This window comes from Polaribacter sp. M10 (assembly GCF_054968445.1).
In genome coordinates this window covers 21,310-42,515 of sequence record NZ_JBSSBG010000009.1, presented here as the reverse complement: position 1 = coordinate 42,515, position 21,206 = coordinate 21,310, and the positions used below count along the sequence as shown (strand labels likewise).

The following is a 21,206-nucleotide window of genomic DNA, read 5'->3' as shown; positions in this document are numbered from 1 at the left end:
AATTAATCTGCTCTTAGTGCTACAATTGGTTTAATATTTGCTGCTCTTTTTGCGGGTACGTAACCAGCAATTAATCCTGATAAGATTAAAATAATTGTAGCTCCTACTACAATTCCTGTGCTTACACTTGGATCTTTTATAAAATAATCTTCTTCTAAACTATCACCAATTAAACTTAAAATATAAGTACCAATAGATAAACCTATATAACCTGCTATGGTTGTAATTAATACAGATTCTTGCACTACCATTGCAACTATAGAAGAAGGTTTGGCTCCTAATGCTTTTCTAATTCCAAATTCTTTGGTTCTTTCTTTAATTACAAAAATCATAATGTTAGAAATACCTATAATACCAGCAACCAAAGTTCCTGAACCAATTAATACTACAATGGCATATAAAACACCCATAAACTGACCAATTCCTTTATTTGCTTCTGCCATGTTTCTTACAGAAAGTGCACTTTGATCATCTGGGTGAATATTTAATTTACTACGTAAATCGCGCTCCATTTTATTTCCAAAAGAAACAGCTGCATCTAAACTTAAGTTAGGGTCGTAACCTAGTGCCATTTGACTAATGTAATCGTTATTACCATAAATCATTTGAGCTGTAGACAAAGGGATAAAAGCTTTACGTTCTTCATTATCTCCTCCTTCATCAGAAAAAATACCAATAATTAAATAAGAACTTCCATTTACATTTAAACGTTTACCTAAGGCTGGTCTTTCTCCGAACAAATCTTCTTTTATTAAACGACCTATAACTATAACTTTAGACTTTTCTTTTATGTCTCTTTCGTTTACATACCTTCCTTCATCAATTATTGTTTTTTCTATAAATTGATGATCAGGATGTATGGCCATAACACTGTAAGTGTCTGCCTTACTCTTATATTTTAAATTAAAATTTTTGTAAATTCTTCCAGATTGGTATTGTAATTTATTACCAAACTCATCTTTTACAAAATTGTAATCATCATTTTTTAGTTGAATTCTTCTACCTGTTTGCAAACCTTTGTATGGTTTAGAAGTTTTCCATACTCTAACAAACATTGAGTTTTGAGCATCATCTGCAAAAGCACCTTTAAAAGAATTACTTAAACCACTAACAATACCAAAAAGTAAGGTAAATAATAAAATTGCAAAAGCAACTGTAAAACCAGACATTACAGAACGTAATCTGTTTTTATTAATACTTTGAAAAATTTCTCTCCACCTGTCTAAATCAAACATAATTATACTACTTTAGACGCTTTGGTTAATTCATCACTAATTATAAGACCATCTTTTAAGCGTACAATTCTTTTGGTTTGTTCTGCAACTTCTTCTTCGTGTGTAATTACAAAAACCGTCATTCCTTCATCATTAATATCTTTTAATAAATCCATTACAGAATCTGTTGTTGTAGAATCTAATGCTCCTGTTGGTTCATCAGCTAAAACTACTTTTGGTTTGGTTACTAAAGCTCTGGCAATAGCAACACGTTGTTTTTGCCCTCCAGAAAGTTCGTTTGGCAAATGATTTGCCCAATCTTTTAAACCTACTTTTTCTAAATAGTCTAAGGCCATTTTTAAACGATCTTTTCTATTCATTCCTTTATAATACAAAGGTAAAGCAACGTTTTCTAAAGCGGTTTTGTATGAGATAAGATTAAAAGACTGAAAAATAAATCCTAAGAATTTATTTCTTAAAAGTGCTGCTTTTTTTTCGTTCATATCTTTAATTAGCTGACCATTTAAATAATAATCACCTTCGTCATGAATGTCTAATAGACCAACAATATTTAATAATGTAGATTTTCCTGAACCAGAAGAACCCATAATAGAAACAAACTCGCCTTCTTTTATGTGTAAATCAATTCCTTTAAGTACGTGCAAAGAATCTTTTCCTATTGGATAAGATTTGTGTAGTTTTTCTATTCTAATCATTTGGTTTGGTTAATTTAACTACTAAAGTATTGAATGCGAATGATAGCCTTTATTAATTTTATGTTAAAAGCATTTCTCAATACAAATACATCCATAAGACGTAACAAATAAAAAAATGTTACAAGGTTTTTTAAAAAAAGTTAAAGTAATTTTGTTTTTTTACTTTTTGTTGTGAATTTATGATTGATATTCCTTTAAATAAAAAACTCATTCTTTTTGATGGTATTTGTAATCTATGCAATAATTCCGTTTTAAAAGTTATAAAATACGATAAAAAAGACATCTTTGTTTTTGCTGCATTGCAATCGGAAACAGGAATTGAAATTACAAATCAACTGCATATTGATACTCAGAAAATTGACAGCATTATTTTATACGAACCAGGTGTATCTTATGAAATAAAATCTACAGCAGCTTTAAACATAATGAACGATTTTGGTGGAATCTGGAAAATAACCCAATTAGGATTTCTTTTTCCAGAATCTTTCAGAGATTTTATATATGATGTTATTGCAAAAAACAGATACAAATGGTTTGGTAAAAAAAAAAATTGTATGATACCAACCAAAGAATTAAAAGTTAAATTTTTAGACTAAAATGAAAATACCAAAAGAAATTAAATGCGTTATTTTTGATATGGATGGAGTAATTATAGACTCAGAAGAAATTCATAAAAAAGCATACTACGAAACATTTACGTCTGTTGGGGTTGATGTATCTCCAGAACTTTATAAAACACTCACAGGATCATCAACCATAAATACATTTCAGAGGTTAATAGCGCATTACAACTTAGATTTAAATCCAGAAGATTTAGTGATCGATAAAAGAAAACGTTATGTAAATTTCTTTGAAAACGATCCTAATTTACATTTAGTTGATGGCGTAGAAGATTTAATTAAATATTGTTATCAAAAAGGATTAACTTTAGTGTTGGCATCATCATCAGCAATGGTAAATATTGATAGAGTTTTTAATCGTTTTAATTTAAACCAATATTTTAATGCTAAAATTAGTGGCGCAGATTTAACTGAATCTAAACCCCATCCAGAAATCTTTGAAAAAGCAGCAATTTTAGGAAAAACACCTAAAGAAAACTGTATTGTTATCGAAGATTCAGACAATGGAATTAAAGCTGCAAATGATGCTAGAATTTTTGTTTTTGGATTTAAAAATCCTATGGTTGCAGATCAAACTTTAGAAAATGCTGATTTTGTTATAGACGATTTTAAGACTTTAAAAAATTATTTGTAATCTTATTTTTTACCCAAATAATCTTCAATATCTTTTATTTGATATTCTAAAGCTTGTGCAGAAATTTGAATTTCTTTAATCAATAAAGCTAAAGAGATTAGCAACAAAATTAATCCTAAACCAAAAGCCCAAACAGCTATAATGTAAAAATCGATATAAATTAAAAACATTGTTAACACACAGAATAACAAACTTGTAATACCAAAAATTTGCATGTATCGTGTTAAATTTAAACGAATTCTTAAGTTTTTAATTTGCCTTAATAAAGAATCGTCATTATTCTCTAAATATTTTGCGTGTAAATTTCGAATTACAGAAGCATATGCCAAAAATCGATTGGTATAAGCCAACATAATTAAAGAAATTGCAGAAAAAAGTAAAGCTGGTGTGGTTAATGTAAGTTGTTCCATATAACATCAAAATTAAAGAATATTTTCTATCTAAGGTAAGCTTTAATTTTTTCTCTATTTTTGATTTATGAAAAAACTTCTATTTTTATTCACTTTTGTTTTTTGTACTGTATTGTCCGCTCAAAAACTACCCAATGGTTTTGTGTATTTGAGTGATATTGATGCATCCATTCAAAAAGAATTACGTTATTTAAGTACAAATAATTTTATTGGTAAACCTATAGAGGGTTACATCAACAATTGTGTTATAGTTAGTAAAGAAACTGCAAATGCTTTAAAAAAAGTACAAACTGTATTAACAGCAAAAGGTTTAAGTCTTAAAATTTTTGATGCTTACAGACCACAACAAGCTGTAGATCATTTTGTAAAATGGGCAAAAGTTTTGAATGATACGTTAATGAAGCAACAATATTATCCTAGAATACCGAAAGCACAATTATTTAACTATGGTTATATCGCTTCAAAGTCTGGACATACAAGAGGAAGCACTGCAGATTTAACTATTGTTGATCTAAAAACTGGAAAGGAATTGGATATGGGCAGCCCTTATGATTTTTTTGGTGTAGAATCTCATCCTTTTTTTGATAAACTCACAAAAAAACAAAAAGAGAATCGCATGCTTTTAAGAAAAGTAATGCTAAACAATGGTTTTAAACCTTATGATAATGAGTGGTGGCATTTTACTTTACAAAATGAACCTTTTCCTAAAACCTATTTTAATTTTCCTATTGAGTAATAATTTTAACAAAACTGAAACAGCATCAACTAAAATCGGCATTATATTTGTAACTAAGTTGGTAGAAAATTAAAAATATGAAATTCGTTTTAAAAACTTTATCTATAATTTTTTGTGTTTGTTTTAGCACAAAAGTAGCTGCGCAATTAGACACCAACAAAGGCACAACTGAAAAAGGCGATAAAAAATCGATTGTTTTAAAGAATGCCAAAAAAGTAAATCAGCCAAAATCCATTGAATTAAATGGTAGTAATGGTTTTGAAAAAGCTTTTGAAGCAGAAAAAGAGAAGTTAAAAAAACAGCAAAAAGAAGATTATTTAAAAAACAAGGGCATACTAACACAAGCTAAATTAAATGAGCAACGTTTTTTAAAATCTTTTAAAAAAATAAACGGTCAATATATTATACCAAAAATCGATCAAGATTTAGGTAGTTTTAGAACCAGTGCTAAAAGTGTAAATATTATATGTAGAGATTTTCAATATCCTGATGGAGACAGAGTTACCATTTATGTAAATGATGTTCCGTTAATTTACAACATTCTCTTAAAAACCAGTTATCAAAAATTCAACATTCCTTTAAAAGTTGGTCTCAACAAAATTGCATTTAAAGCATTAAATCAAGGTACATCTGGGCCTAATACTGCTGCTTTTAAAGTCTATAATGATGCAGGAATGCTTATTTCTGCCAACGAATGGAATTTAGCTACAGGAGCTAAAGCTACAATCATAATTGCAAAAGATAAATAATCTAAAAAATACTGCATTTTTTTATCATAAATTTTAAAACACAAGTTTTTTTATTCTTTATAAAACCATTATTTTTGTCGTTAAGATTATTTGCGTAAGTTTATAATCTAACAAAAAATAACAACAAACACTAAAGAATGAAAAAAATCACCAAACAGACCTATTTAGATTGGTACAAAGACATGCTTTTCTGGCGTAAGTTCGAAGACAAACTAGCCTCGGTTTACATTCAGCAAAAAGTAAGAGGTTTCTTACACCTGTATAATGGACAGGAAGCTATTTTAGCAGGCGCATTACATGCAATGGATTTATCGAAAGATAAAATGATTACAGCCTACAGAAACCACGTACAACCTATTGGTATGGGAGAAGATCCTAAACGTGTTATGGCAGAATTGTATGGTAAAGCCACAGGTACCTCTAAAGGAATGGGTGGTTCTATGCACATTTTCTCTAAAGAATTTGGTTTTTATGGTGGTCATGGAATTGTTGGTGGTCAAATACCTTTAGGAGCAGGAATTGCGTTTGGAGACAAATATAAAGGTAGTGATGGTGTTACGTTAACTTGTTTTGGTGATGGTGCTGCAAGACAAGGTTCTTTACACGAAGCTTTTAATATGGCTATGTTATGGAAATTACCTGTAATATTTATTGTTGAAAACAATGGATATGCAATGGGTACTTCTGTAGAAAGAACTGCAAACCACACAGATATCTGGAAATTAGGTTTAGGTTACGAAATGCCTTGTGGACCTGTAGATGCAATGAATCCTGTAAAAGTTGCAGAAGCAATTGATGAAGCGATTCAAAGAGCAAGACGTGGAGATGGACCAACTTTCTTAGAAATGAAAACCTATAGATATAGAGGTCATTCAATGTCTGATGCGCAACACTACAGAACTAAAGACGAAGTAGAAGAGTACAAAAAAATAGATCCAATAACACAAGTAAAAGACATCATCTTAGAAAAAGGTTACGCAACTGAAGATGAAATTGCTGTTATTGATAAAGAAGTGAAAGATAAAGTGAAAGAATGCGAAAAATTCGCAGAAGAATCTCCATATCCAGAAACTCAACAATTATATGATATGGTTTATGAACAAGAAGATTATCCTTTTATAAGTTAAGATATGGCTACAGTAATAAATATGCCGCGTTTAAGTGACACCATGGAAGAAGGTGTTGTGGCACAATGGTTAAAAAAGGTTGGTGATAAAGTTGAAGAAGGCGATATTTTAGCTGAAATTGAAACAGATAAAGCTACAATGGAGTTTGAATCTTTCTATGAAGGAACTTTATTACACATTGGTATTCAAGAAGGAGAAACCTCTCCTGTAGATAAACTTCTAGCCATTATTGGTGAAGAAGGTGAAGATATTTCTGCCCTTTTAAATGGCGAATCTGCTCCTGAAACAGAAGAACCAGCTGCAGAAGAAGCTAAAGAAGAAACAACTTCAGAAACCTCAAGCTCAGATAATGTTGCTATTCCAGAAGGAGTTAATGTTATTGCAATGCCTCGTTTAAGTGATACCATGACTGATGGTACAGTTGCAACTTGGTTAAAAAAGGTTGGAGATAAAGTTGAAGAAGGTGATATTTTAGCCGAAATTGAAACAGATAAAGCAACTATGGAATTTGAGTGTTTCTACGAAGGAACAATCTTACACATAGGCGTACAAGAAGGTGAAACTGCACCTGTAGATAGTTTACTTACAATTATTGGCCCAGAAGGAACAGATGTTTCAGCAATTATAGCCAATGGTGGTAATGCTCCTGCACCTGCTGCAGAAGAAAAATCTGCTCCAAAAGCTGAAGAAAAGAAAACAGAAAAACCTGCTGCTAAAGTAGAAGAAGCAAAACCTGCAGCAACTACTACTACTTCTAATGGTCGTGTATTTGCGTCTCCATTAGCTAAGAAAATTGCTGCTGATAAAGGGTTTAATCTTGCTGATATTTCTGGTTCAGGAGAAAATGGTAGAATCATTAAAAAAGATGTAGAAAACTTTACACCTGCTGCTAAAGTAGAAGCAAGTACTGCAACAACTACTGTTATTGCTGCTGGTGAAGAAAAATCTGAAGAAGTTAAAAACTCTCAGATGCGTAAAGCAATTGCAAAATCTTTAGGTAACTCTAAATTTACTGCTCCAGATTTCAGTTTAAATATTGAGGTTGATATGGACAATGCAATGGCTTCTAGAAAAACCATAAATGCAATTCCAGATGTAAAAGTATCATTTAATGATATGGTTGTAAAAGCATGCGCAATGGCTTTAAAGAAACATCCACAAGTTAATACTTCTTGGTCTGATGCAAATACTATTTATCACAGTCATATTCACGTTGGTGTTGCTGTTGCCGTAGATGATGGTTTATTAGTACCTGTAATTAAACAGACAGATACGTTAAGCTTAACGCAAATTGGTGCTGGTGTTAGAGATTTAGCTGGTAAAGCAAGAAATAAGAAATTAGCTCCTGCAGAAATGCAAGGAAGTACGTTTACAGTTTCTAACTTAGGTATGTTTGGTATTCAGAATTTTAATTCGATTATCAACCAACCAAATTCAGCTATTTTATCTGTAGGTGCAATTGTACAAAAACCTGTAGTTAAAGACGGACAAATTGTTGTTGGTAATACAATGAATTTAACATTAACTTGCGACCACAGAACTGTAGATGGTGCTGTAGGTGCTCAGTTTTTACAAACTTTAAAAACATTTATCGAAAACCCTGTTACAATGTTAGCATAGTTTTTCTTTAAAATTTATAAATTAAAAACCTAAACTTAATAGTTTAGGTTTTTTTTGTACACCATATTATCAATGTACAGTTTTTGTTTTGTGCAAATCATTGTATTCTTAAACTTTAAAATTAAATTTGAGAACCTATGAATTAAAAATCATAATCTATCAAAGGAATGTTTAAAGCTAAAAAAATCAAAAACTTTTTTCTTAAGGATAAAAGTGTACCACTCCACTTAATTATTTTTATTTTTTTAATCAACTGTTTTGTAGCACATACACAAGTTGATTTTATTAAAGAACGAAATCATATTCAACTTACAGATTGGAAATTTCAAAAGGGAATTTTTTACAAAGGAGAAGCTAAAAACTTTAACGATGCCAATTGGCATCACGTTAAAATACCACACACCTACTCTATGGATGCCATTAATGATGTTGGTTACTATCGAGGAATTGCATGGTATCGTTCAAATATCAACATCCCATTTTCAATGGTAAACCAGCGTGTTTTTATTCGTTTTGAAGGTGTAGGTCAAGAAGCCACAATTTTTGTAAATGGTAAAAAAATTGGTGCACATTCTGGAGGTTATGCAGCTTTTTGCTTCGAAATTACAGATGCCATAGAAATAGGAAAATCGAATATAATTGCAGTAAAAGCAAGTAACGCTCCTAATTACAAACGCATACCTGTTAATGATGTTTTGTTTAATCATTATGGAGGAATTTATAGACCAGCACAGATTTTTTCTACGCCAAAATTCAATATTTCACCAATATTTAATGCATCATCAGGTGTTTTTGTAGAACTTAAAGAAAAAACAAATAATATTGCTAAAATTGAAGTTAGAACACACATCACAAATAAAAGTGAACAAGACAATCTTACCATAAACTACAATATTATAGATGCCAATAAAAAGGTTATTAAAACTTTATCGAAAGTAATTGATGTTCATCAAAAAGAAAATGTTGTTCGCCAATTGATAGATATCCAAAATCCGATTTTATGGAATGGCAGAAAAAAACCATATGTATATACAGTAGAAGTTACTTTAAGTGATGGAAAATCTTCTGATAAAATAAAACAAAATTTTGGTATACGAACTTTTAAAGTAGATGCAGAAAAAGGGTTCTTTTTAAACGAAGAACCATATAGAGTTTATGGTGTTGCAATGCATCAAGAATGGCAACAAGTTGGGCCTGCACTATCTGTTGAAAATCATAAAAAAGATATGGAAATTGTTGATGAAATTGGTGCTACAGGATTGCGTTTATCTCATTATCAACATTCTGAAACAACTTATAATGCTGCTGATGAATTGGGTTTATTAGTTTGGACAGAAATTCCTTTTGTACATGATTATAGTGGTCGAGAAAATAAAAATGCCAAACAGCAATTAACAGAATTAATTTATCAAAACTACAATCATCCTAGTATTTTTTCTTGGGGATTATGGAACGAAGTAAGAGCTTGGAGTAGCCCAAATGAACCTTGTGTGCTTTTAACCAAAGAGCTTAATAAACTAGCACATCAACTAGACAAAAGTCGTTATACAGTTTCTGCTAGCGATCGTGGAATGGAATCAAATATGGGTAATATTTCTGATTTACAAGCATGGAATAAATATTATGGTTGGTATTATGGAGAATATGCTGATATGGCAAAATGGTTGGATGAATCTAGAATTAAATATCCAAAAATAGAATTAGCCATAAGCGAATATGGTGTTGGAGGCAATATTTATCAGCAAAATAGTAAACTATTAGAAAAACCTTTGGGTAATTATTTTCCTGAGCCTGTGCAAACAAAATACCATGAAGTAACCTGGAAAATTATCAAAGAGCGTCCTTTTATTTGGTCTTCTTTTATTTGGAATATTTTCGACTTTTCTGTGGCTGGCTGGAATAGAGGTGGAATTAAAAACTTAAATCACAAAGGTTTAGTCACTTTCGATAGAAAAGTTAAAAAGGATGCTTTTTACTTTTACAAAGCAAATTGGAGTGAATCGCCTGTTTTATACATTGCAGAATTGAGAAACAATAAAAGAACCGAAGCTAAAACTGAAGTAAAAGTTTTTACGAATTTAAACAAGGTAACTCTTACTGTAAATGGGAAAAAAATTGCTACTAAAAAACAATCCAATGATCTAAATACCATCATTTTTAACGATGTTTTACTAAAAAAAGGAAGCAATCTAATTAAAGTAACAAGTAATAAAGGCAAAGAAACTTTTAGCCATGAGGCTGAGTGGATTTTATCAAACTAAAAAAAATGAGAACTATATTAGTAGTGTGTTTTGTTGTATTATTTTACAATTGTTCGCAACAAAAAAAGGAAGAAGAAGCATTAAAAAATCAAAAACCATTTCCTTTAAAAGTAGAAAATGTAGCAAAAGACAGAATTATGAGTGCTGCCATGAAAAGAGCTTTTCAGCATTACGAAGCACCAAGAATGTTAGACAATGAGCTGTATACCAATTTTAAATATACCGAATTAAAAGGTTTTGATTACAACAATGGTAATGGAACCATCAGCAGAAGAGATCCATCTAAAATTATTTACGAAAATGGTAAATATTATGTGTGGTACACCTATAGAAATACACCTACTGAACCAAAAGGAAAAGGAAATGCGAATGATACAATACCTTCTACAGACTGGGATTTAGCCGAAATTTGGTACGCAACTAGTCAAGATTGTTTTACTTGGGCAGAACAAGGTGTTGCTATAAAAAGACCAGAAAAACCAAAACCTGGATGGCGTTCTGTAGCTACTGCAGATGTTTTAAAATTTAAAGATAAATATTACTTGTATTATCAAGCTTTTAATGCGCCAAGTGGAACTTACGATAACAAAAAAGATGCTTACGACATTTGTCCTGTTGCCATGTCTTGGTCAGATTCACCTGATGGACCTTGGACACCTGTTAATGAAATTGTAATTCCTTTTGGAGAAAGTAACGAATGGGATTGGAGAGTAATTCACGATCCAATGCCATTAGTACACAATGGAAAAATATATTTATACTATAAATCGGGTATGGATGATCGTGATAAAAATAGAAAACATTGGGATTGTTGGGGACTTGCAATTGCAGATCAACCAGAAGGACCTTTTAAAAAACATCCTTTAAGTCCGGTGATGAATTCTGGACACGAAACCATCCTTTTTCCTTTTAGAGAGGGTGTTGCTGCAATTGTGGGTACAGATGGTTTAGAGCATTATACCATACAATATGCTAAAGATTGGGTAAACTTCGAAATTGCCTCAGTTACGCAATTATTACCCACTGCTGCAGGTGTGTATTCTAAAGATGCTTTTACAGATAACCCAAATGCAGACGGAATTACGTGGGGCCTCTCCCATTTTATAAACGCAGGTAATAATTGGAAAAAAATGTATTCTAAATTAGGAAGATTCGATTGTGATTTAAGTCAATCTACTAATGATCCAAGTATGAAAAAATCACATATTTTATTACCAAACGATTTGTATTTTTCACAGGGATTATCAAAAAAACAAAAAGAAAGAATACGTAAAGAGAATTCTAATTAAGTCAAAACTTTCAGAATCAACTTTTTTTGTATTACTTGCAGTTTCATATAAATGAGCATTAATGGAGCCTAGCATAAGAATCTTAAAAAAGAAAAAATTAATTGGTTATCACCTAAAAATGAGCATTATCAACAATAAAACTGGAATGCTTTGGGGTAAATTTGCACCAACAATTAAAGAAATAAAAAATAAGGTGGATACTAATAAATTTTCGATGCAAGTGTATGACGCTTCTTATTTCGAAACTTTTAATCCTACAAAAGAATTTGAAAAATGGGCAGCTGTAGAAGTTTCAAGTTTTAATGAAGTTCCTGATGATTTAGAAACTTATAATTTAATTGGTGGTGACTATGCTGTTTTTCACTACAAAGGATCGAATACTGAGAGTTTTCAATTTTTTGAATACATTTTTAAAACCTGGTTACCAAATTCTGACTATCAACTAGACCATAGACCACATTTTGAACTTTTAGGCGATAAATACAAAAACAACGATGTAAATTCAGAAGAAGAAGTTTGGATTCCTATTAAAAGAAAATAGTCTTTACAATTTAATGTTGTGCAATTATAGTTTCTTCCTTTTCTTGTATTAACCTCATTGTTAATCGATTAAAACGAACAAACAATAAAACTGAAGCTGTAGACAAACCTGCTAACAAGCCTAACCAAATACCAAAACTACCATACATGTCTTCTTTTCCTAAAAAGTAAGAAACAGGAAAACCAACACACCAATAAGAAATAAAAGTTAATATTGTTGGTATTTTTACATCTTGCAAACCACGCAAAGCTCCTAAAACTACCACCTGAATACTATCCGAAATTTGAAAAATTGCAGCAGCCAACAATAATTTTGATGCTATAGAAATTACCTCCATATTATCTACATAATTAACAGCATCATCTAAATCAACATAAATTTTTGGTAAAACTTGATGGAATAAAAAGAAAAAAGTCGCAAATATAGTCGCAAAAATAATCCCTAGTAAAAAAATAGAAAATGCTATTCTACGCAATTCTTTAAAATTTTGTAATCCTTTTTGGTTACCCACTCTAATCATAGAAGCCACACTTAAACCCATTGCCACCATAAATGTCATAGAAGATAAGTTTAACGCAATTTGATTGGCTGCCTGCGGATTTTTACCCAATAAACCACTCAACCAAATGGCTGCTGTAAAAATAGCCACTTCAAAAAACATTTGCATAGCGCTTAAAGACCCCAAATTGATGATTTTTTTTATCATTAAAATGTCTAAAACAAAAAATTTTAAATTGCTGATAATTCTTTTTGAACGCGCTTTATTTTTTAACAAAAGCCATAAGTAAATCACCATAATAATTCGCGATGCTAAAGTACCGTAAGCAGCACCAACAACGCCCATTTCTGGAAAACCAAACTTTCCAAAAATGAATAAATAATTCAATACAACATTTACAATATTGGCAATTAATGTAGCATACATTGGGTATTTGGTCATAGACATACCATCACTAAATTGTTTAATGGCCTGAAAAATAATTAACGGAATTAAAGAAAAAGCCACTAAATTTAAATACGGAATTGCCAAAGCCACAACCTCTTCTGGTTGTTGCATAAAGTGCATTAAAGGTTTTGCAAAAAAGACCATTAAAAACAATAAAATACCCAAAGAAGTGCATAAAAAGAGTCCGTTTTTAAAAGTTGCTCTTGCTTGTTCTAAATTATCAGAAGCATCTGCTTCTGCAATTAAAGGTGTAATTGCAGTAGAAAAACCTATACCAATAGACATGGCAATAAACATAAAACTATTCCCCAAAGAAACTGCTGCCAATTCTGCAGTACCCAGTTGCCCAACCATTATATTATCTATAAAAGCAACAAAAGTATGCCCAAGCATCCCTAACATTACAGGCGCTGCAAGTTTCCAATTGTATTTAAATTCTGATGTATATTGTGTAAGTTTCACTTTAACTAAATGGTTTTTCGACTGCGAAGATACATATTACAAACTCTTTTTTTAAGGAGAACTTCACAGTTTTGCGTCCAATTTTTGAATAAAAAATATTACTTTTGATAAAAACCAAAATCAACAAAAATGGCAGAAATTACATTAAAAGGAAACCACATTAACACAGTAGGTTCTTTACCAGAAATAGGATCTAAAGCAGCAGATTTTAAATTAACAACAGTAGATTTATCTCAAAAAAGTTTATCAGATTTTGCAGGTAAAAACATCATTTTAAACATTTTTCCGAGTGTAGATACAGGTACTTGTGCAACTTCTGTTAGAGAATTTAACAAAAAAGCAGCCGATTTAGAAAACACAGTGGTATTGTGTGTTTCTAGAGATTTACCATTTGCACAAGGTCGTTTCTGTGGTGCAGAAGGTATTGACAATGTTGTAATGTTGTCTGATTTTGCTACAGGAAGTTTTGGTGCAGATTATGGATTAACTATAGAAAATGGACCTTTAGCTCAATTGCATTCTAGATGTATTGTAATTATTGATACTGATGGAAAAATTATGTATACAGAACAGGTTCCAGAAATTGTAGACGAACCAGATTATGAAAATGCTCTAAAAGCACTTTAAAAAATGAAAAATCCAAAAGATGGTTTTATAGTAGGCAGAATTAAGAGCTTAAAATTTGCATTAAAAGGAATGTGGATTTTAATTACTACAGAAGATAGTATAAAGGCACAATTAATCATTGCTATTATTGCCACTATTATGGGTTTTTATTTCGAAATTTCTACTACAGAATGGGCTTTGCAATTTATTATTATCGGTTTAGTTTTAGTTGCAGAAGCAGCCAATACTGCCATTGAAGAAGTTGCAGATTTTATTCACCCAGATTATCACGAAAAAATTGGCTTAATTAAAGATATTGCTGCAGGAGCACCAAGTTTTGCTGCACTAATATCTTTAATTGTTGCTGGTTTTATTTATGTGCCAAAAATTGCTTTATTATTTTAAGCAAATACGTATATTTACCCCTTAAAAATATCTAATTTTTTAATGGTTAAAAAGAAACAAAGCGCAAAAAAATCTACAGTTTTAACAGAAGAAAAATCTAGTATTTTTTCTTTTTTAAAAACAAGACAAACGCAAACTATATTTGGTATTTTCTTGATTATATTTTCGCTTTTTCTTTGTATTGCTTTTATCTCGTTTTTTTTTAGTTGGCAAGAAGACCAAAGTAACTTGGGTAAATTAGCCGACAAAACCATTAAAAGTAAAAACCTTTTGGGGAAGATTGGGGCTAGTTTAAGTCACTTTTTTATTTATGATGGTTTTGGTTTAGCGGCTTTTGTAATTGCGTATCAAACATTTATTTCTGGGCTTGCTGTATTAATAAAAAAGAAACTTTCTAAAATTATTATTTCTTGGAACTGGAGTTTATTTATAATGCTTTGGTTTTCGGTTTCCTTAGGATTTTTACATCATAAAAATGCACTTTTATCTGGTGTAATTGGTTTTGAGGTAAACGATTATATACAAACATTTACAGGTAAAACTGGCTTGGTTTTAATATTACTTTTTTTGATAATTGCATTTATGGTTTTACGCTATAAATTAAATATAGATGCTTATCTAGAAAAAGTAAAACAAAATAAAATAGAAAGAGAAGCTAGAGAACTCGAAGCCAACGAGCAAAAAGCAAAAATTAAAATCGCTGATAAAGTTCATCCTATAAAACCACAGCCAAAAAAAGAAACAGAAGTAGTTATAGAAAAAAAAGATGAAAAATCTGAATTCGAACTTTCTATAGAAAATTTAAAACCTACAATTGCCAATCATTCTGATGTTACTTCTAAAAATGATGAGATTACATTAAAAATAGAAAAAGAAGATACCACAGAATTAAAAGTACAAGAAACTTTAAAAGAGTTAAAAGAAGTAGAAATTGATGTAGCAATTGCCAGAGAAGAAGAGCATTCTGTAGAAAATTTATCTGATAAAGTTTTAAAAGATTTTGGTGAATTCGATCCTACTTTAGAGCTTTCTAATTTTAAATTTCCAACATTTAATTTACTAAAACAATACAACGAAAGTATTTCTATAGATCCTACTGAATTAGAAGCCAATAAAAACAGAATTGTAGAAACATTAAAAAACTACAAAATTGGTATTGCAGAAATAAAAGCAACAGTTGGACCAACAATTACTTTGTACGAAATTGTACCAGAAGCTGGAATTCGAATTTCGAAAATTAAAAATTTAGAAGATGATATTGCACTTTCTTTATCAGCATTAGGTATTCGTATTATTGCTCCAATTCCTGGTAAAGGTACTATTGGTATAGAAGTACCAAATAAAAAATCGACTATTGTTTCTATGCATTCTGCAATTTCATCTAAGAAATTTCAAGAATCACAAATGCAATTGCCTATAGCTTTAGGTAAAACAATTTCTAACGAAACCTTTGTGGTAGATTTGGCAAAAATGCCTCACTTGTTAATGGCTGGTGCAACAGGACAAGGTAAATCTGTAGGATTAAATGCAGTGCTAACATCACTCTTGTATAAAAAACATCCAGCAGAAGTTAAATTTGTTTTGGTAGATCCTAAAAAAGTAGAATTAACTTTATTCAATAAAATAGAACGTCATTATTTAGCTAAACTTCCAGATTCTGAAGAAGCCATAATTACAGATACCACCAAAGTTGTACATACTCTAAATTCGCTTTGTATAGAAATGGACAATCGTTACGATTTGCTAAAAGCAGCCATGGTGCGTAACATTAAAGAATACAATACAAAGTTTAAAAAACGAAGATTAAATCCGAATGAAGGTCATCAATTTTTACCCTATATTGTTTTGGTGATAGATGAATTTGCAGATTTAATTATGACAGCTGGTAAAGAAGTAGAAACACCCATTGCACGTTTGGCACAATTGGCCAGAGCTATTGGAATTCACTTAATTGTGGCTACTCAAAGACCTTCTGTAAACGTAATTACAGGTATTATTAAAGCCAATTTTCCTGCAAGAATTGCCTTTAGAGTTACTTCTAAAATTGATTCTAGAACCATTTTAGATGCTGGTGGAGCAGATCAATTAATTGGTCGTGGAGATTTATTATACACCAATGGAAACTCAATTACTAGAATACAATGTGCTTTTGTAGATACCCCAGAAGTAGAAAAAATTACTGATTATATTGGATCGCAAAAAGCATACTCAGAAGCACATATATTGCCAGAATATGTAGATGATGAAAGTGGCACAAGTATTGATGTTGATATTGAAGACAGAGACAAATTGTTTAAAGAAGCTGCAGAAATTATTGTAACAGCACAGCAAGGTTCTGCATCATTACTACAAAGAAAATTAAAATTAGGATACAACAGAGCTGGTAGATTAATAGATCAATTAGAAGCAGCAGGAATTGTTGGTGGTTTTGAGGGTAGTAAAGCTAGGCAAGTTTTAGTTCCAGATTTTACAGCTTTAGAACAATTATTAGAAAACGAAAAAAATCAATAGTGGCTCAGAAAAATTAAGAGCAACAAAATTTTAAATCATGAAAAAAATAACAATCTTATTTTTAAGTTTATTTATTACAAGCATCACTTTTTCACAAAGTTCACCAGAAGCAAAATCTTTGTTAGATGAAGTATCATCTAAAATGACCGCTTATAAAAACATGTTTTTAGGGTTTAGCCAAACCTTAAGTAACGAAGAAGCAGGAATTAAAGAAGGTGATGAACCACCAATTAGAGGAGAAATTAATTTACAAGGCGAAAAATACAACCTAAATTATTTAGGAAATAACTTTATTTATGATGGTAGTAAATTATACGTAATTAATAACGAAGAAAAAGAAATCTCTATTACTGATGGAGATATGGATGGAGATGATGGTTTCATTTATCCTTCTAAATTATTAACGTTTTACAAAGAGGGTTATAATTTAGAAATGGGCAAATTAGAAAACATTAATGGTAGAAAAATTCAATTTGTTACCTTAAATCCAATAGATAGCGATTCTGAAATTGTAAAAGTAGAATTAGGTATCGATGAAAAAACAAAGCATATCTATAAATTAATTCAGACAGGTACAAACGGAGCGAAAACTAGTTTTACAATTACAACTTTTAAAAGCAATCAGCCATTATCAGAAGGCTTTTTTAAGTTTGATAAGCAAAAATATTTAGCTCAAAAATACACCATTGATTAAATAATTCAATTAACAATAAATTAGTAGCATCTTAATTGATAAGATGCTATTTTTGTTTTTTATGAAAATTTTAGATAAATACATCTTAAAGAGCTTTCTAGTACCATTTGTTGCTACATTTCTAATTGTACTTTTTGTATTAGTAATGCAAGCTTTGTGGCAAGCTTTCGAAAATATTGCTGGTAAAGGCATTAGTTTGGTCTTTATTTTAAAATTTTTATACTACACTACCTTAATGATAATTCCACAGGCATTACCAATTGGTGTGCTTTTATCATCCATAATGGCTTTGGGTAATTTAGGAGAAAACTATGAATTTGCAGCCGCAAAATCTGCAGGAGTTTCATTAAAAAGATTGGTTAGACCTATTGCTATTTTAGCGATAGCTTTAAGTGGCATAAATTTCATTTTTTTAAATAACGTGTATCCTTATGCAATTTTAAATCAGTCGAATTTATACCTAAATATCAAAAAGAAAAAACCTGCTTTGGCTCTAGTACCAGGAAGTTTTAATGCAGATTTACCAGGTTATCAAATTAAATTTGAAGAAAAATATGGCGAAGATGAAAACTTATTAAAAAAGGTTTTAATCTACGATTTAAAAAGCAGAAGAGGAAATCAAAAAGTAATAACTGCAGAAAGAGGTAAAATTCTATCAGAAGAAGGCAGTAGATATATGACCTTTGTTTTGTATGATGGTAATTACTACGAAGAACATATAAAATCGGCTAAAACTCAAGAGAAAAGAAAAAGAATGGCAGCTTCTAATGCCACTTTTAAAGAGTACGAATTTAATATTGATATTTCTTCGATTATGGGTGACGATTTAGATTCTAATAGAGTAACCAATCATTTTAGAATGTTAACCATAAAAGAATTGAAAGATACCATACCTAAATTAAAAGACAGGTATGATGAAATTCTTGATTTGCGTGCCAAAAACATATTCATTAGCACACAAGCCAAAGATTTGTATCACTATCCAGATTCCTTAAAAAACGATAGAATAGATAGCATTACTCTAAATAATTTTGAAATTAAGGATAAAATATCCATTTTAAACTCTGCAGTTACAAAAACAAACAGGGTATTAAGTACTTTAAAAAATAATACAGAAACTGTAAAATGGAACAGAAAAGGGGTAAACCTTTTCGATACTGAATATTACAACAGAATTGCCTTTTCTTTATCTTGTATTATTCTATTTTTTATTGGTGCTCCTTTAGGCTCAATTATTAGAAAAGGAGGTTTTGGAATGCCAATGATATTAGCCATTGCCATTTATGTTACGTATTTCTTTGCTAATACTTTTGGTAGAAATTTAGCCGAAGAAAGCAGTGTTACTGCATTTTTAGGAGCTTGGGTTTCTGCAATTATTATGACACCAGTTGCAGTTTTATTAACCATTAGAGCCACCAAAGACAAAGGTATTTTTAACATAGATTCCTTTTTACAACCGATTACCAAATTTTTCAAAAAAATACTCCCTAAAAAAAGGTAGAACATATGACATCACAAACTTTACATAAAAACACACAATTAAATACCATAGAAGAAGCCATTAACGATATTAGAAATGGTAAAGTAATTATTGTTGTAGATGATGAAAATAGAGAAAACGAGGGCGATTTTTTAGCAGCAGCAGAAAAAGTTACTCCAGAAATGATAAACTTTATGGCTACTCATGGACGTGGTTTAATTTGTGCGCCATTAACCGAAAAACGTTGTAAAGATTTAGAATTAGGAATGATGGTAAACAACAACACAGATCCTATGGAAACTGCTTTTACAGTATCTGTAGATTTGCGTGGTAAAGGCGTTACCACTGGTATTTCTGCTTCTGATAGAGCTTTAACTATAAAAGCTTTAATAGACAAAGAAACCAAACCTTTCGATTTAGCTAGACCTGGTCATATTTTTCCTTTAAAAGCAAAAGAAGGTGGAGTTTTACGTAGAACTGGCCATACAGAAGCTGCCATTGATTTTGCAAGATTAGCAGGTTTACAACCTGCAGGTGTTATTGTAGAAATTATGAATGAAGATGGTTCAATGGCTCGTTTACCTCAACTTTTAGAAGTGGCTAAAAAGTTCGATATTAAAATTGTTTCTATAGAAGATTTAGTAGCCTATAGAATGGAGCACGATTCTTTAATTGAAAAGAAAGAAGATTTTGATATAGAAACACGCTTTGGTAAATTTAGATTAAGAGCTTACCAACAAACCACTAACAATCAAGTACATATTGCTTTAACCAAAGGAACTTGGACAAATGAGGATGGAGTTTTAACCAGAATAAATTCTACTTTAGTAAATAATGATATTCTTGGTACGTTAACCAATAATGCTGATAAAAAATTAGACCAAATGTTTAAGGTGATTAATGATGATGAAAAAGGAGCTATCTTATTTATCAATCAACAGAATCAGTCTAAAAACTTATTAAGCAGATTAGCTATTTTAAAAGAGAATCAAAAAAATGGTGAAATGAAAGCACCTGCAATTGCTATGGATCAAAGAGATTTTGGAATTGGTGCTCAAATTTTGCACGATTTAAACATCAGCAAAATAAAACTTTTAACCAATACACAACAGACCAAAAGAGTGGGTATGATTGGTTATGGTTTAGAAATTGTAGACTACGTGAACTATTAATTTTTAAGTTTTCAAAAATAAAAACTTTGAAAGTTAACAACTAAACAACAACCTCTACTCCGCTTTCTAATTCAATTGGTTTTTGGTTTTGGGTAAATAATCTTGCTGTTAAATTTCCTCTTAAATAAATGGCATTTCCTTTTACTTCTAACCAACTACCTTCTCGTAAACCCAACACAGGAATATCATTAAAAATATGAAATTCTTTAATGCGAGTTTCGCGTGTTTCTCCCATATGTTTAGAGCCTTTTATAGGATCTAAATAATGTGCATTTATATTAAAAGGAATGCAACCCATGGTTGTAAAACTTGGTGGATAAACAATTGGCATATCATTAGTATTCATCATATTTACACCACAAATATTACTTCCTGCACTTGTTCCTAAATAAGGCGTTCCATTTTCTAAAACTTCTTTTAAGGTAGACAAAACATCATTTTTATACAATTGATTTACCAATTCAAACGTATTGCCTCCTCCTGTAAAAATAGCTTCTGCGTTGATTATGGCCTCTTTAGGGTTTTGAAATTCATGAATCCCTTTTACATCCATATTAATGGAAGCAAATCCTTTTTTTGCAATGGCTGTATATGCGTCGTAAGTAATTCCACTTGGTCTTGCATAAGGTATAAATAGAATTGTTTTTATGTCTTTAAAAAAAGTAGACAATGTTGGTAATAAATATTCTAAATAACCACTATTGTGAATGGTAGATGTACTTGCAATAATCATTTTTTTCATAATTCAAAAATAAGTGATTTCATGAAATTAAAAAGGAATTCTCACCTCTTTAACATCGAGTTTAAACTTTCATAAAATATAATCTTGAACTTATTTTATACGGATCTTAAATATTAAATCTGAGGATAATATCAAAATTAAGAATCATCAAAAAAAACTTTAAACAGAAAAAACACCACCACTAATTCTTAAAATCATCATAAAATTAAAAGACTTTTAGCTGTTTAACAAAAGTTTATAAAAGTGTTAATAGGTTTTTAAGAGCCACTCC

Annotated in this window: 20 protein-coding genes; 15 read left to right on the top strand and 5 right to left on the bottom strand. The window is 30.6% G+C overall.

Annotated elements, in window-relative coordinates; all coding sequences use genetic code 11:
• Positions 1 to 2 precede the first annotated feature (2 nt).
• Both ACWYN7_RS09860 and ACWYN7_RS09855 read right to left on the bottom strand, forming a co-directional pair.
• A complete protein-coding gene (locus tag ACWYN7_RS09860) occupies positions 3 to 1,235 on the bottom strand; it encodes an ABC transporter permease (protein ID WP_462859756.1) in 1,233 nt (410 codons plus the stop codon).
• Positions 1,236 to 1,237: 2 nt separating this feature from the next.
• Positions 1,238 to 1,930 carry an ABC transporter ATP-binding protein gene (locus ACWYN7_RS09855; RefSeq protein ID WP_462859755.1) on the bottom strand — a complete coding sequence of 231 codons (693 nt, stop codon included), beginning with the start codon at positions 1,928 to 1,930 and terminating at the stop codon, positions 1,238 to 1,240.
• 179 nt (positions 1,931 to 2,109) lie between these two features.
• Between ACWYN7_RS09855 and ACWYN7_RS09850 the strand changes: the two genes are divergently transcribed.
• Both ACWYN7_RS09850 and ACWYN7_RS09845 read left to right on the top strand, forming a co-directional pair.
• A complete protein-coding gene (locus ACWYN7_RS09850; protein ID WP_462859754.1) occupies positions 2,110 to 2,526 on the top strand; it encodes a thiol-disulfide oxidoreductase DCC family protein in 417 nt (138 codons plus the stop codon).
• A gap of 1 nt (position 2,527) precedes the next feature.
• Positions 2,528 to 3,184 carry an HAD family hydrolase gene (locus ACWYN7_RS09845; RefSeq protein WP_462859753.1) on the top strand — a complete coding sequence of 219 codons (657 nt, stop codon included), beginning with the start codon at positions 2,528 to 2,530 and terminating at the stop codon, positions 3,182 to 3,184.
• A 2-nt stretch (positions 3,185 to 3,186) separates the two neighbouring features.
• Here the strand turns inward: ACWYN7_RS09845 and ACWYN7_RS09840 are convergent, their stop codons facing one another.
• Positions 3,187 to 3,594 carry a DUF2721 domain-containing protein gene (locus ACWYN7_RS09840; RefSeq protein ID WP_462859752.1) on the bottom strand — a complete coding sequence of 136 codons (408 nt, stop codon included), beginning with the start codon at positions 3,592 to 3,594 and terminating at the stop codon, positions 3,187 to 3,189.
• A 67-nt stretch (positions 3,595 to 3,661) separates the two neighbouring features.
• On the opposite strand from ACWYN7_RS09840, the gene ACWYN7_RS09835 reads away from it, so the two are divergent.
• From ACWYN7_RS09835 to ACWYN7_RS09805, 7 genes are all read left to right on the top strand, one after another.
• Positions 3,662 to 4,330, top strand: a complete 669-nt coding sequence (locus tag ACWYN7_RS09835) for a M15 family metallopeptidase (protein ID WP_462859751.1) — start codon at positions 3,662 to 3,664, stop codon at positions 4,328 to 4,330.
• A gap of 77 nt (positions 4,331 to 4,407) precedes the next feature.
• Positions 4,408 to 5,079, top strand: a complete 672-nt coding sequence (locus ACWYN7_RS09830) for a hypothetical protein (RefSeq protein WP_462859750.1) — start codon at positions 4,408 to 4,410, stop codon at positions 5,077 to 5,079.
• A 137-nt stretch (positions 5,080 to 5,216) separates the two neighbouring features.
• Positions 5,217 to 6,206, top strand: a complete 990-nt coding sequence (gene pdhA, locus ACWYN7_RS09825; RefSeq protein WP_462859749.1) for a pyruvate dehydrogenase (acetyl-transferring) E1 component subunit alpha — start codon at positions 5,217 to 5,219, stop codon at positions 6,204 to 6,206.
• Positions 6,207 to 6,209: 3 nt separating this feature from the next.
• The gene (locus ACWYN7_RS09820; protein ID WP_462859748.1) at positions 6,210 to 7,826 is read left to right on the top strand and encodes a 2-oxo acid dehydrogenase subunit E2; all 1,617 of its coding nucleotides are present in this window, start codon (positions 6,210 to 6,212) and stop codon (positions 7,824 to 7,826) included.
• Between the two features lie 167 nt (positions 7,827 to 7,993).
• On the top strand, positions 7,994 to 10,087 hold the full coding sequence (locus ACWYN7_RS09815) for a glycoside hydrolase family 2 protein (RefSeq protein ID WP_462859747.1): 2,094 nt from the start codon (positions 7,994 to 7,996) through the stop codon (positions 10,085 to 10,087).
• Positions 10,088 to 10,092: 5 nt separating this feature from the next.
• Positions 10,093 to 11,376, top strand: coding sequence for a glycoside hydrolase family 117 protein (locus ACWYN7_RS09810; RefSeq protein ID WP_462859746.1), 1,284 nt, complete (start codon positions 10,093 to 10,095; stop codon positions 11,374 to 11,376).
• A 61-nt stretch (positions 11,377 to 11,437) separates the two neighbouring features.
• On the top strand, positions 11,438 to 11,917 hold the full coding sequence (locus tag ACWYN7_RS09805; RefSeq protein ID WP_462859745.1) for a GyrI-like domain-containing protein: 480 nt from the start codon (positions 11,438 to 11,440) through the stop codon (positions 11,915 to 11,917).
• Positions 11,918 to 11,927: 10 nt separating this feature from the next.
• Here ACWYN7_RS09805 and ACWYN7_RS09800 read toward each other — a convergent pair whose 3' ends face one another.
• Entirely contained in the window at positions 11,928 to 13,325 is a 1,398-nt protein-coding gene (locus tag ACWYN7_RS09800) for an MATE family efflux transporter (RefSeq protein ID WP_462859744.1), read from the bottom strand.
• A 129-nt stretch (positions 13,326 to 13,454) separates the two neighbouring features.
• On the opposite strand from ACWYN7_RS09800, the gene tpx reads away from it, so the two are divergent.
• The 6 genes from tpx to ribB all read left to right on the top strand — a co-directional run bounded on the left by tpx (position 13,455) and on the right by ribB (position 20,193).
• Complete coding sequence (gene tpx / locus ACWYN7_RS09795; RefSeq protein ID WP_462859743.1) at positions 13,455 to 13,952, top strand: thiol peroxidase; 498 nt, start codon at positions 13,455 to 13,457, stop codon at positions 13,950 to 13,952.
• 3 nt (positions 13,953 to 13,955) lie between these two features.
• Entirely contained in the window at positions 13,956 to 14,336 is a 381-nt protein-coding gene (locus tag ACWYN7_RS09790) for a diacylglycerol kinase family protein (protein ID WP_462859742.1), read from the top strand.
• Positions 14,337 to 14,378: 42 nt separating this feature from the next.
• Positions 14,379 to 16,847: an FtsK/SpoIIIE family DNA translocase gene (locus tag ACWYN7_RS09785; RefSeq protein WP_462859741.1), complete on the top strand. Its 2,469-nt coding sequence runs from the start codon at positions 14,379 to 14,381 to the stop codon at positions 16,845 to 16,847.
• 37 nt (positions 16,848 to 16,884) lie between these two features.
• Entirely contained in the window at positions 16,885 to 17,541 is a 657-nt protein-coding gene (gene lolA1 / locus ACWYN7_RS09780) for an outer membrane lipoprotein periplasmic chaperone LolA1 (protein WP_462859740.1), read from the top strand.
• A gap of 61 nt (positions 17,542 to 17,602) precedes the next feature.
• Positions 17,603 to 19,042 (top strand): LptF/LptG family permease, encoded by a 1,440-nt coding sequence (locus ACWYN7_RS09775; protein ID WP_462859739.1) that lies wholly within the window; start codon positions 17,603 to 17,605, stop codon positions 19,040 to 19,042.
• A 5-nt stretch (positions 19,043 to 19,047) separates the two neighbouring features.
• A complete protein-coding gene (gene ribB, locus ACWYN7_RS09770; RefSeq protein WP_462859738.1) occupies positions 19,048 to 20,193 on the top strand; it encodes a 3,4-dihydroxy-2-butanone-4-phosphate synthase in 1,146 nt (381 codons plus the stop codon).
• 40 nt (positions 20,194 to 20,233) lie between these two features.
• Here ribB and pepE read toward each other — a convergent pair whose 3' ends face one another.
• Positions 20,234 to 20,935 (bottom strand): dipeptidase PepE, encoded by a 702-nt coding sequence (gene pepE, locus ACWYN7_RS09765; RefSeq protein WP_462859737.1) that lies wholly within the window; start codon positions 20,933 to 20,935, stop codon positions 20,234 to 20,236.
• Positions 20,936 to 21,206: the final 271 nt, after the last annotated feature.

What these genes read in the sequence shown, in the direction of transcription:
- ACWYN7_RS09855 (WP_462859755.1), bottom strand. Translation starts at nt 1,930, where the DNA reads ATGATTAGAATAGAAAAACTACACAAATCTTATCCAATAGGAAAAGAT.
- ACWYN7_RS09815 (WP_462859747.1), top strand. Translation starts at nt 7,994, where the DNA reads ATGTTTAAAGCTAAAAAAATCAAAAACTTTTTTCTTAAGGATAAAAGT.
- ribB (WP_462859738.1), top strand. Translation starts at nt 19,048, where the DNA reads ATGACATCACAAACTTTACATAAAAACACACAATTAAATACCATAGAA.
- ACWYN7_RS09830 (WP_462859750.1), top strand. Translation starts at nt 4,408, where the DNA reads ATGAAATTCGTTTTAAAAACTTTATCTATAATTTTTTGTGTTTGTTTT.
- ACWYN7_RS09820 (WP_462859748.1), top strand. Translation starts at nt 6,210, where the DNA reads ATGGCTACAGTAATAAATATGCCGCGTTTAAGTGACACCATGGAAGAA.
- ACWYN7_RS09845 (WP_462859753.1), top strand. Translation starts at nt 2,528, where the DNA reads ATGAAAATACCAAAAGAAATTAAATGCGTTATTTTTGATATGGATGGA.
- ACWYN7_RS09775 (WP_462859739.1), top strand. Translation starts at nt 17,603, where the DNA reads ATGAAAATTTTAGATAAATACATCTTAAAGAGCTTTCTAGTACCATTT.
- lolA1 (WP_462859740.1), top strand. Translation starts at nt 16,885, where the DNA reads ATGAAAAAAATAACAATCTTATTTTTAAGTTTATTTATTACAAGCATC.
- ACWYN7_RS09805 (WP_462859745.1), top strand. Translation starts at nt 11,438, where the DNA reads ATGGAGCCTAGCATAAGAATCTTAAAAAAGAAAAAATTAATTGGTTAT.
- tpx (WP_462859743.1), top strand. Translation starts at nt 13,455, where the DNA reads ATGGCAGAAATTACATTAAAAGGAAACCACATTAACACAGTAGGTTCT.
- ACWYN7_RS09840 (WP_462859752.1), bottom strand. Translation starts at nt 3,594, where the DNA reads ATGGAACAACTTACATTAACCACACCAGCTTTACTTTTTTCTGCAATT.
- ACWYN7_RS09810 (WP_462859746.1), top strand. Translation starts at nt 10,093, where the DNA reads ATGAGAACTATATTAGTAGTGTGTTTTGTTGTATTATTTTACAATTGT.
- ACWYN7_RS09860 (WP_462859756.1), bottom strand. Translation starts at nt 1,235, where the DNA reads ATGTTTGATTTAGACAGGTGGAGAGAAATTTTTCAAAGTATTAATAAA.
- pepE (WP_462859737.1), bottom strand. Translation starts at nt 20,935, where the DNA reads ATGAAAAAAATGATTATTGCAAGTACATCTACCATTCACAATAGTGGT.
- ACWYN7_RS09835 (WP_462859751.1), top strand. Translation starts at nt 3,662, where the DNA reads ATGAAAAAACTTCTATTTTTATTCACTTTTGTTTTTTGTACTGTATTG.
- pdhA (WP_462859749.1), top strand. Translation starts at nt 5,217, where the DNA reads ATGAAAAAAATCACCAAACAGACCTATTTAGATTGGTACAAAGACATG.
- ACWYN7_RS09790 (WP_462859742.1), top strand. Translation starts at nt 13,956, where the DNA reads ATGAAAAATCCAAAAGATGGTTTTATAGTAGGCAGAATTAAGAGCTTA.
- ACWYN7_RS09785 (WP_462859741.1), top strand. Translation starts at nt 14,379, where the DNA reads ATGGTTAAAAAGAAACAAAGCGCAAAAAAATCTACAGTTTTAACAGAA.
- ACWYN7_RS09850 (WP_462859754.1), top strand. Translation starts at nt 2,110, where the DNA reads ATGATTGATATTCCTTTAAATAAAAAACTCATTCTTTTTGATGGTATT.